Raw genomic sequence first — 10,666 nt, forward strand, 5'->3', positions numbered from 1 at the left:
CTGACTGAGCGATTCTCTCGTATCAAGCACTATCAAAAGCAGAGCAACACCGTCACGACTACTCGTTAGTCGTGGTCTCTAATAGAACAATGGGAATCACCATGGCTAAAACAGTAGGCATCACAGAAGAAGAACTTTACGCGGCAGTTAACTGGAGCGATGAAAGCAGTCAATACGAAGATATTCAGTACCACAAGTCTGACGACGGTATTGCAAAAATCACGATTGCGCGTCCTCAAGTCCACAATGCGTTCCGTCCACAAACCGTAAAAGAGATGATCAATGCATTGGCTGACGCTCGTTACGACGAGAAAGTAGGCGTGATCATTTTGACGGGTCTTGGTGAGAAGGCGTTCTGTTCTGGTGGTGACCAAAGTATTCGCGGTGACTACGGCGGCTACCAAGACGATTCAGGTACACATCACCTAAACGTACTGGATTTCCAACGTCAAATTCGTACTTGTCCAAAACCAGTAATCGCAGCGGTATCGGGTTGGGCTGTCGGTGGCGGTCATGTACTTCACATGATGGCAGACCTTACGATTGCTGCTGAAAACGCGCAGTTTGGTCAGACGGGTCCTAAAGTAGGTTCATTCGATGGCGGCTGGGGTGCTTCTTACATGGCTCGTATCGTTGGCCAAAAGAAAGCGCGTGAAATCTGGTTCCTATGCCGTTTCTATGATGCTCAAGAAGCATTGGACATGGGCTTGGTGAACACGGTTGTGCCTGTCGCTGACCTAGAAAAAGAAACCGTTCGTTGGTGTCGTGAAGTGCTGCAGCACAGCCCAATGGCTCTACGTTGCTTGAAAGCAGCTCTTAATGCTGACTGTGATGGTCAAGCCGGTCTACAAGAGTTGGCTGGTAACGCAACCATGATGTTCTACATGACAGAGGAAGGTCAAGAAGGCCGTAACGCATTCAACGAGAAACGTCGACCGGACTTCGACAAGTTCCCGCGTAACCCATAGTCTTTCTCCTTTTCAAAATGAGTCGCTAATAGCGGCTCGTTTTGTTTTGATGTTCCCCGTTTTTTAGGAAACTTTATGAACTCAGTGAATTCTCAGCGTCACGCTAAACTCTACCGTTATCAATTACCTATGGATAGTGGAGTGGTTCTTCGTGACAATAAGTTGAACGAACGCGTTGGCTATGTCATCCAACTAGAGTGTGACGGTAAAACTGGTTTTGGTGAAGTTGCGCCTCTGCCAGGCTTCAGCCAAGAAGATGCTGAACAAGCCGGTATTCAACTGCAACATGAATTAGAGCTTTGGAGTCACAACAACCCTCAAACGCCTTTTAATGAGCTATATCCTTCTGTTGCCTTCGGTTTTTCGATGGCGATGATGGAATTACGAGGCGAACTCAACACGGAAGGTAACTACCAGGCTGCGCCTTTGTGTACAGGTGATCCAGATGAACTGATCCCTGTACTAAATGAAATGGAAGGCGAGAAGGTTGCAAAAGTGAAAGTCGGCCTCTACGAAGCGATTCGCGATGGCATGCTGGTTAGCTTATTCCTTGAATCGATTCCGGATTTGACTCTAAGGCTTGATGCCAACCGTGCGTGGAAGCCAGAAAAAGCGAAGCAGTTCATTAAGTACATTTCGCCTTCATTACGTCAGCGTATCAGCTTTATTGAAGAGCCTTGCCAAAAGCCGGAAGACAGCTTGGCATTTGCTATTGACCACGGCGTAGCGATTGCTTGGGATGAAACACTGCAAGAAGCTGTGCGTAATCCAGAGTTTGATCTTAGCGACCTTACTGGTGTTAAAGCTGTAGTTATCAAGCCAACTCTCATTGGCTCTGTAGAGCGTTGTGTGGCAATCATTGAGCGTGCACAGCAACTTGGAATTAAACCTGTATTGAGTTCAAGCATTGAGTCGAGCCTAGGTCTGACTCAGATTGCTCGTCTGTCGCAGCAATATCTGCCAAATGAAGTGCCGGGGCTGGATACGATTGGCTTGTATCAGCAACAGTTGGAAGTTTCATGGCCGGGTTGTCAGCTTCCGGTTTCTACCCTTGAACAGCAGCAATTGATTTGGTCTTCATAGGCCGACTGTTCGGTTGGCTTAGTCAGTTTCAATCTATAACTTGGTTATCTTATGATGCGCCCACAATCTAATCATCACCCGCTCTGGGTACAGTGGGCGCAGCAAAAACCACTTCAACCAGCGCTAGTGACTACTCACCGCACTTATACTTGGCAACAAGTGTTTGTGTTGGTTAGTGAGTACCAACAACAGCTATCTCATCAAGGCCTATCTGAAGGTGATGTACTGACGATTGTAGGTAAGAATCAATCTGAAGTGATCCCTGTTTACCTTGCCGCACTCAATTTAGGTGTGGTTTGTGCGTTTACGATGCCTCAGCCTAGTTTACGCCTGAAGCAAAAGCTCGATGCCTTATATCAAGCAGATCAACAGAGCTACCTTTGGCTTTTGGACAATTATGGAATAGAGCAATCAGAGACTGCCGATTTGAATACTCAGTTGGTGACCTTGCCTTGCTTAAATGAAGTTAAGGTCGATGGTGATGACAATCGGCTCTCGACATCTCAAGACTCTAACTTCAATCCGAAAAATCTAGCGAGCATCGTATTCACTTCAGGTTCTACTGGAAACCCCAAAGCGGTCGCCCATACACTTGAGCAGCACTTATGTTCTGCGTCTGGGCTACTTGAGGTGTTTCGTTATCAACAAGGTAACACTTGGTTACTGAGTTTACCTATGTACCATGTGTCAGGGTTGGCAATTGTTCATCGTTGGCTGGCTACGGGTGGCTGCATCAAAATAGGTTCTGGCCACCTTGAAACCGATATAGAAGGTTGCAGTCATGCCTCATTGGTGGCTACTCAGTTACATCGATTGTTAAAGAGTAAGCAAGCACTTACTTTAACTCATGTACTTTTGGGTGGTAGCCATATTCCAGAGGCGCTTGGCCTTGAAGCTCAGCAAATGGGGATTGAGACTTGGCTTGGTTATGGCATGACGGAAGCAGCCTCTACGGTGACGGCAAAGCCTGTAGATGCGAGCAGCACTGCTGGTTTTGTGCTTAATCATCGTCAATTGAAAATTGAAAACCAACGTATCTATATTGGAGGCAATACCCTCGCTTCTGGTTATTACCATCAAGGTAAATTAACACCATTGGTGGACGAGCACGGCTGGTTTGATAGCAAGGATCTTGGGGAGTGGGTTGGTGAGCAAGTGTCGATTATTGGCAGAGCCGACAATCAATTTATTTCTGGCGGTGAGAATATTCACTGTGAAGAAATTGAGCGTGCACTCAATCAGCTGCCCGAAGTTAAGCAAGCCTTTATTGTGCCCATAGAAGACAGCGAATTTGGTTTTAGACCAGTAGCTATTGTGGACTGTGATGAAGTTCTAACCAAAGAATGGTTTGCAGAGCAGCTACAAGGAAGCCTAGAGCGATTTAAGTTCCCAATTGAGTACTACCGCATGCCTCAGCAAGAACAGTTAGGTATTAAGGTATCGCGCGCGGGATTAGCGCAGTGGTTGTTGCAACACCGGCGCTCTAACTAATTGAGCCGGAGGTCTTTTTGTTCACTTGGCCTGCAGTTAGTTAATTTAGCAATTAGATAGTTCAAAACAGAATTTATTATCTTTATAACCATCAATCATAATAAGCCATATAAATAACGGATTATAGAATAAGGTCTTATTATGAAAATTGCCCTCATCATTGCGGTTTTGCTGCAGATAGGCCAAGCGGTTACTTCGTCAGGGTTGACTCGCTCGTTGGCTGAACTCACCGCATTTGTGTTGGTTGTGGTACTCGTTTTAATGAAAAGAGAGAGCAAGAAGAGTGATAAGCCCCTGTTTGATTCGTGATTGTTGCAACAAAGAATATATTTACCACAAACGATAAAGGCAAAGCCCATTTGAGCTTTGCCTTTTTGTTTTGTTATTCGCTAATCTGAGTGTTTAGGTAATCGAGCAACTATCTAGAGCGTTCGTTTGCGGTCTAGGCGAGAGTTAACCACGCCAATGAGCCTGTCGAGATCATGACCCACATTGTAATACCAAACATCAATGGTTTCGGTCCTGCTGCTTTTAACTTCTCAACTGAAATACCACAGCCAATTAAGAACAAACACACTACAAGTGCTCGCTTAGACACATCAAAGATTCCTTGATAAACCATCTCAAATTGTGGCAGTAAGTCACTAACCGCGATAGCAGCGCAATAGAAGAAAATGAAGTAGGGAACCGTAATCTTCTTTTGGTCGTTCTTGAAGATCATCGCACTGATTAAAGCGATTGGGATGATCCAAAGTGCCCGAGCGAGCTTCAATGTGGTCGCTGTCGTCAGTGCTTCTTCGCCATACGCTGAAGCTGCGCCGACAACTGAAGACGTATCGTGAATCGCAATAGCTGCCCAAGTACCAAATGTTTGTTGGCTGAGTTCAAGCGCGTGACCAATCATAGGGAATAAGAATAGAGCGACCGAGTTCAACACGAATACAGTGGCCAACGCCAAACCAATCTGTTCATCGTCTGCTTTGATCGCGGGTGCCACTGCTGCTATCGCGCTACCACCACAAATCGCGGTACCAGAAGAGATAAGGTAGCCCGTTGTGCGGTCTAGCCCCATTCTCTTAGCCAAGAACCAACCAATGACTAATGTACCGATAATCGTCGTTACAATGAGACCAATACCATCGCCTGTTACCGCTAATGCTTTTTCAAACTGAATGCCAAAACCCAAGCCAACAATCGAGTAAGCTAGTAGCTTTTTGGTGAGTTTGCCGACTTCCAAGTGTTCAGGGACTAAACCTAAACTAGCAAGCAGGAAACCGATAACCAGGGCTGTCGGTGAGCTGACCCAAGGCGTTAAGCAAAACAGCGCAGCAAGATAAAACGGAACGGACTTTTTTAGGTTCATTGTATTTAGAGTCTTGTTTTGTAGTGATGTTATTGTAATGAGACCACTATACGTTCAATAAAATGATAAGTAAGTCTAAATGAATTGAACAAACGTTAAGGAAAACTTAACGCTTGTTCAGCTGATATGAATAAAGGGCTGGTTAGCTAGCGTAGAGATCCGCGAAGATTGGACACCGACAGTCGAAGAGTTTCACAAGAGGCTTCTTTAGGTGCAATAGGTTCGCCAGCTTCTATCTCTAATTTGGTCCAGAAGCGAGTGGGTAGCCCTTTGCAGGCACGGCCTTTGTAACGACTAAAGTAGCTTCCCCATAATCCTTTTAGAGCCATAGGGATCACAGGGACAGGGGAGCGTTTGATAATTAGCTCCATACCACGCATGAACTCAGCCACTTCGCCATCAGAGGTTAGCTTTCCTTCTGGGAAAATACACACGATGTGGCCTTCATGCAGGGCTCGCTCTACTTCTTTAAAAGCGTTTCGTATCGAACTGCGGTTGGTTGCTGAGATTGGAATCACCCCAGCTCTTTTCAAGAAACGTCGAATCGGCGGTAACTTGGTGTATTCCTCTTCCATCACGAAACGGATAAGACGAGGGCAAACCGCACTCAGCAGCAGTGCATCCATATAACTTACATGATTGCAGACAATTAACGCACCGCCTTTTTCTGGCAGGTGATGTAAGTTTTTATGCCTGACTCGGTACATGGTGTGAGTGACCACCCACGTAAAGAAGCGGAAAGCGTAGATAGGAACCTGATAAAACAGGTACAGCATCACCAAAGTGTTGCCCAACGCGAGCAACACAAACAGCTGTGGAATTGAAAGCTCTAGAACACTGAGGCAAACAATACCTAAAACCGCACTTCCCACCATGAACAGTGAGTTATAAATATTGAGCCCGGCAATCACTTGGGCACGCTCATCTGGCTTGGCACGTAGCTGCATCAGTGAATACAGAGGAACAATAAAGATACCGCCAGAGATCCCCAACAGCAGAAGGTAAGCAAATAGCGGCCACAGCTCTGAATAGGTTACGAATTGGTGGAAAGAGCTAAAGTTGGGTAAAGACTCCGGGATGGATATCGCCATCAAAAGACCGAAGATCGAGATACCTAAGCTGCCCATTGGCACGATGCCGATTTCAATACGGTGATTAGATAACTTATCGCAAGCTAAAGAGCCGATCGCGATGCCTACTGAGAACAGTGCCAGTAAAAAGGCGACTGAGCTTTCAGTACCGTTTAGATGCAGTTTGGTGAAGTTGGGAAACTGAGTTAGGTAAGCTGCCCCAAGGAACCAGAACCAGCTTATAGACATTAGAGCTTGAAAGGTTGGGCGGTCTTTTTTGGCAATCGCCAGTGTTGCACGGGTGAGCTTTACAGGTTGCCACTTCACTTTCAGGTCTGGTGCATTACTTGGCGCTTGTGGAATAAAGCAGCTTGATACATAGCCAAGCACGGCGAACGAAACAATACACACTGCGGCAATGAGCTTTGCGCTTTCTTCAGATGCAATGATGCCTGCGCCTAGAGTACCGATCAGGATCGCTAAGAATGTACCTGTTTCGACGAGAGCATTACCAGATACCAGTTCTTTTGTTTCTAACTGTTGTGGAAGCAGGGCGTATTTCACTGGGCCAAAGAAAGCACTCTGCGTTCCCATAAGGAACAGAAGCAGAAGTAATATTCCGTAGCTTTCATAGATAAATCCGATCGCACCCAGTGACATGATCACCACTTCAAGGAGCTTAACTTTACGGATAAACCACGATTTTTCGTATTTATCAGCCAGTACACCGGCTAAAGCTGAGAATAGGAAGAAGGGCAGAATAAACAGGCCAGCGGCCAAATTAATGAATAGATTGCTAGAAATAGGCAGCGTGTCTACGCTTGCGAAAGCAACAAACAGTAACAGGACATTTTTGAATATGTTGTCGTTAAAGGCTCCTAGAAATTGGGTAATAAAGTAGGGTAGGAACCTTTTTTGCGTTAACAGCGAAGATTGGCTGCTGTTGTTCATTGTCTTTCCTTGGATGATTACCAGTTGGTTAAGTAGTTTGAGACTAGGTTATTGATCAACTCTTTACCATCGATTGGCTCAGCGGCGAAAAATTTATCATCAACGCTGAGTAGAGTAATTCCATGTACTCCAGACCATAATACACGGCTAGCTTTAACGACTTCGCTTTTAGTATGTTCAGGGGCAATAGCTATTAATAGTTGCTCTAGCATACCTGTCATTCTATCGATGCGGTTTGATTGCCATTCAGGAAGGTTTTCACCGTTCATGTTGTGCTCAAAGATAAGCTGCCAACGGTGAGGGTGTTTTTGTGCAAAATCGTGGTAACAGTATGCAAGGTTGAATAGAGCTTGTTGAGGGTTGCTCGATTGTTCAACCGCTGCAGCAGATTCTGACGCCAGTTCATCTAATGTTTGAGCGACCACATGTAATAGCAATAGGTTGTAGTTACCAAATACATTCACCAAGGTACTTGGAACGTAACCAATCATATTGGCGATTTTACGTAGACTTAACTCGTGATAAGAGTGCTCTTCTAAGAAGTCGGTCACCGTTTTTAAGGTTAATTGCACTAATTGCTCGCGAGTATGATCGTTTCGTCTTGCCATGGGTACTTTCTATTAAATGAACATCGTTCAATATTTTAATGCTGCCCCAGAGTGCCGTCAATCCCTTCGCTAGTTTAGTAATCAATTAATAGCCGCAATATTATGATACATGTGTAAAGGCCGTGAATATTTCATTGTTCTTTGTTAACGAGTATGATTAAGGTGTCGAAAGATAAAGAACCCTATAAAGGATAATAATGAAACGATTTTTCTCACTAGTCGCGATCCTGTTGGTAACAGTCGCGGTGACGCCAATCGCGGAAGCGAAAAAGTTTGGTGGTGGTAAGTCATTTGGCAAAAGCTTTAAAACGGCTCCAGCACCAAAACAACAAAACACGAATTCGATCCGACAAGATCAAACGGGTAAGAACACAGCAGCTAACTCTAGCAAGAAAGGCCTTATGGGCGGTCTACTAGGTGGTTTACTTGCTGGTGGTCTTTTAGCAGCATTCTTTGGTGGCGCATTTGAAGGTATCCAGTTTATGGATATTCTTATCATGGGTCTGATTGCGTTCCTAGCGTTTAAATTCCTACGTGGAATGTTGGGTGCGAAGCAGGGCTCAATGAATCAGCAGAATGCACGTGGCCAACAGCCAGCATTCGGCGGAATGGGTCAGAACAAGTTTGAACAACCTAAGCAGCAACCAAACGTTCATAACTTCGAACAAGCACAGCCTCAATCACAAGGCGCTGCTGGTGGTTTCGGTTTTGGTGCACAAAGCGATGTTCCACATAACTACCCACCAGGCTTTGATCAAGCGGCATTCATCAATGGCTCTCGTGAGCACTACCGTACACTGCAAGGTGCATGGAACCACAACGAGCTAAACACGATTGAAGAGTACGTGTCTCCAAGCCTATTTGAAGATCTAAAAGCTGAGCGTAATAAGCTAGACGGTGATCAGCACACAGACGTAATGTACGTTGATGCTGAAATCGTTCGCGCAGATCATGATGGTAGCAAAGCGCAGCTAAGCCTTCAGTTTAGCGGTCGCTACCGTGATACAGCGGACGGCATTGAAGAAGATATCACTGATATCTGGCACTTAGAGCGTGATTTAACGACTCAAAATGCACCGTGGTTAATTGTTGGTATTCAAGGTTAATCTCGATAGTTAACTAAAAATGAGTTAACTTGACATTACTTTGATTATTGAAAGCCCTTACGGAGAAATCTGTAGGGGCTTTTTTGTGTCCGGTTGTTTGGAACTGTAAATTCTAAGAAGGGCGTTTGCCTTCGGCTTACAGAAGATGCAGTTCTTTAGATATTCGCGTTGCTAGAAAACAGTACCATCACGACAATTATTTAGAGTGATACTTTGTGCTAACAGTGAGTTAGGCTGAACGCAAGTTACTCATTTTACTTAGATATTCAATCGAGGCTATCTAACCAAGATAGAGGTATTAATCGTGACGACTGAGTTTTTCGAGCCGATACTAGAACCTGAAACATCACTACAGCAGAAACAACAAATAGCGGACGAGTGTGAGGAGCATGTATCTACAAACTGCTTAGGTTGCGCTGCTTACTTGGTATGTGGACGCCACATGGAAGCCTGAAGAGACTGAGCGCTCAATGATCTTTAAGAGATTCAATCTTGTTGTGAGATCTACGGATAGAAGTTTGAAGCGTTGAACTTAGACAGAAGCGGTTTCAACTTCTGTCTTGATAAAACAGGGTTTTTCAATAACGCGTTCAGAAACGAAAAAAGCCAACTCAATGAGTTGGCTTTTCGATTTTCCAATTAAGGAGAATATGGTGGAGGGAGACGGATTCGAACCATCGAAGGCAGTGCCGGCAGATTTACAGTCTGCTCCCTTTGGCCACTCGGGAACCCCTCCAGGGTGTGTCTTACTCTTCACAAAGTAAGCCTAAATTGATGTTTTCCCATAAGCCCATCAATCAGGTTGTTCTCTTAACTCTTAAAAGAGGTAAGAAGAATATGGTGGAGGGAGACGGATTCGAACCATCGAAGGCAGTGCCGGCAGATTTACAGTCTGCTCCCTTTGGCCACTCGGGAACCCCTCCAGGGTGTGTCTTACTCTTCACAAAGTAAGCCTAAATTGATGTTTTCCCATAAGCCCATCAACTAGGTTGTTCTCTTAACTCTCAAAGGAGGTAAGAAGAATATGGTGGAGGGAGACGGATTCGAACCATCGAAGGCAGTGCCGGCAGATTTACAGTCTGCTCCCTTTGGCCACTCGGGAACCCCTCCAGGGTGTGTCTTACTCTTCACAAAGTAAGCCTAAATTGATGTTTTCCCATAAGCCCATCAACTAGGTTGTTCTCTTAACTCTCAAAGGAGGTAAGAAGAATATGGTGGAGGGAGACGGATTCGAACCATCGAAGGCAGTGCCGGCAGATTTACAGTCTGCTCCCTTTGGCCACTCGGGAACCCCTCCAGGGTGTGTCTTACTCTTCACAAAGTAAGCCTAAATTGATGTTTTCCCATAAGCCCATCAACTAGGTTGTTCTCTTAACTCTCAAAGGAGGTAAGAAGAATATGGTGGAGGGAGACGGATTCGAACCATCGAAGGCAGTGCCGGCAGATTTACAGTCTGCTCCCTTTGGCCACTCGGGAACCCCTCCAGGGTGTGTCTTACTCTTCACAAAGTAAGCCTAAATTGATGTTTTCCCATAAGCCCATCAATCAGGTTGTTCTCTTAACTCTTAAAAGAGGTAAGAAGAAATATGGTGGAGGGAGACGGATTCGAACCATCGAAGGCAGTGCCGGCAGATTTACAGTCTGCTCCCTTTGGCCACTCGGGAACCCCTCCAGGGTGTGTCTTACTTTTCACAAAGTAAGCCTAAATTGATGTTTTCCCATAAGCCCATCAATCAGGTTGTTCTCTTAACTCTTAAAAGAGGTAAGAAGAAATATGGTGGAGGGAGACGGATTCGAACCATCGAAGGCGGAGCCGGCAGATTTACAGTCTGCTCCCTTTGGCCACTCGGGAACCCCTCCAGGGTGATTTTTCCTAACTCATAATGGATAGGCTAAAGAGATGTTTTTCCCAACGCATCTCTCAAGTGCGGAGCGCATCATAGCAAACACGCTAAACCTGTAAAGGGTTTTTCTTATGGTTTTGTGTTAAATGCTGCCTTTTTGGGCAAAGATGGCGAAAAGTACG

General features: G+C 45.3%; 8 protein-coding genes and 7 tRNA genes. 5 read left to right on the top strand and 10 right to left on the bottom strand.

Translation table 11 applies throughout. The features are described from left to right. Positions 1–101 precede the first annotated feature (101 nt). The 4 genes from menB (at position 102) to OC193_RS04775 (ending at position 3,851) form a co-directional block, all read left to right on the top strand. Entirely contained in the window at positions 102–968 is an 867-nt protein-coding gene (menB, locus tag OC193_RS04760) for a 1,4-dihydroxy-2-naphthoyl-CoA synthase (protein WP_017060170.1), read from the top strand. A 75-nt stretch (positions 969–1,043) separates the two neighbouring features. Next, positions 1,044–2,051 carry an o-succinylbenzoate synthase gene (gene menC, locus OC193_RS04765; RefSeq protein ID WP_048664250.1) on the top strand — a complete coding sequence of 336 codons (1,008 nt, stop codon included), beginning with the start codon at positions 1,044–1,046 and terminating at the stop codon, positions 2,049–2,051. A 51-nt stretch (positions 2,052–2,102) separates the two neighbouring features. After that, a complete protein-coding gene (gene menE, locus OC193_RS04770; protein WP_048666239.1) occupies positions 2,103–3,542 on the top strand; it encodes an o-succinylbenzoate--CoA ligase in 1,440 nt (479 codons plus the stop codon). Between the two features lie 141 nt (positions 3,543–3,683). Further along, positions 3,684–3,851, top strand: coding sequence for a hypothetical protein (locus tag OC193_RS04775; RefSeq protein WP_048664248.1), 168 nt, complete (start codon positions 3,684–3,686; stop codon positions 3,849–3,851). Positions 3,852–3,984: 133 nt separating this feature from the next. On the opposite strand, the gene OC193_RS04780 is transcribed toward OC193_RS04775, so the two are convergent. The 3 genes from OC193_RS04780 to OC193_RS04790 all read right to left on the bottom strand — a co-directional run bounded on the left by OC193_RS04780 (position 3,985) and on the right by OC193_RS04790 (position 7,534). Then, on the bottom strand, positions 3,985–4,905 hold the full coding sequence (locus OC193_RS04780; protein ID WP_048613077.1) for a YeiH family protein: 921 nt from the start codon (positions 4,903–4,905) through the stop codon (positions 3,985–3,987). Positions 4,906–5,051: 146 nt separating this feature from the next. Continuing rightward, positions 5,052–6,926: an MFS transporter gene (locus tag OC193_RS04785; protein WP_048664247.1), complete on the bottom strand. Its 1,875-nt coding sequence runs from the start codon at positions 6,924–6,926 to the stop codon at positions 5,052–5,054. Between the two features lie 17 nt (positions 6,927–6,943). Next, positions 6,944–7,534: a TetR/AcrR family transcriptional regulator gene (locus tag OC193_RS04790; protein WP_017071712.1), complete on the bottom strand. Its 591-nt coding sequence runs from the start codon at positions 7,532–7,534 to the stop codon at positions 6,944–6,946. Positions 7,535–7,731: 197 nt separating this feature from the next. On the opposite strand from OC193_RS04790, the gene OC193_RS04795 reads away from it, so the two are divergent. Beyond that, positions 7,732–8,640, top strand: coding sequence for a Tim44 domain-containing protein (locus OC193_RS04795; RefSeq protein WP_048664246.1), 909 nt, complete (start codon positions 7,732–7,734; stop codon positions 8,638–8,640). Positions 8,641–9,291: 651 nt separating this feature from the next. Here OC193_RS04795 and OC193_RS04800 read toward each other — a convergent pair. The 7 genes from OC193_RS04800 to OC193_RS04830 all read right to left on the bottom strand — a co-directional run bounded on the left by OC193_RS04800 (position 9,292) and on the right by OC193_RS04830 (position 10,500). Further along, a tRNA-Tyr gene (locus OC193_RS04800) sits at positions 9,292–9,376 on the bottom strand. A 102-nt stretch (positions 9,377–9,478) separates the two neighbouring features. Further along, positions 9,479–9,563, bottom strand: a tRNA-Tyr gene (locus OC193_RS04805). Positions 9,564–9,665: 102 nt separating this feature from the next. Beyond that, a tRNA-Tyr gene (locus OC193_RS04810) sits at positions 9,666–9,750 on the bottom strand. Between the two features lie 102 nt (positions 9,751–9,852). Next, positions 9,853–9,937: transfer RNA gene (locus tag OC193_RS04815), tRNA-Tyr, on the bottom strand. A 102-nt stretch (positions 9,938–10,039) separates the two neighbouring features. Then, a tRNA-Tyr gene (locus tag OC193_RS04820) sits at positions 10,040–10,124 on the bottom strand. Between the two features lie 103 nt (positions 10,125–10,227). Further along, positions 10,228–10,312 (bottom strand) — tRNA-Tyr (locus OC193_RS04825). A 103-nt stretch (positions 10,313–10,415) separates the two neighbouring features. Then, positions 10,416–10,500 (bottom strand) — tRNA-Tyr (locus OC193_RS04830). Positions 10,501–10,666: the final 166 nt, after the last annotated feature.

The organism is Vibrio crassostreae (assembly GCF_024347415.1).
Lineage (GTDB): Bacteria > Pseudomonadota > Gammaproteobacteria > Enterobacterales > Vibrionaceae > Vibrio > Vibrio crassostreae.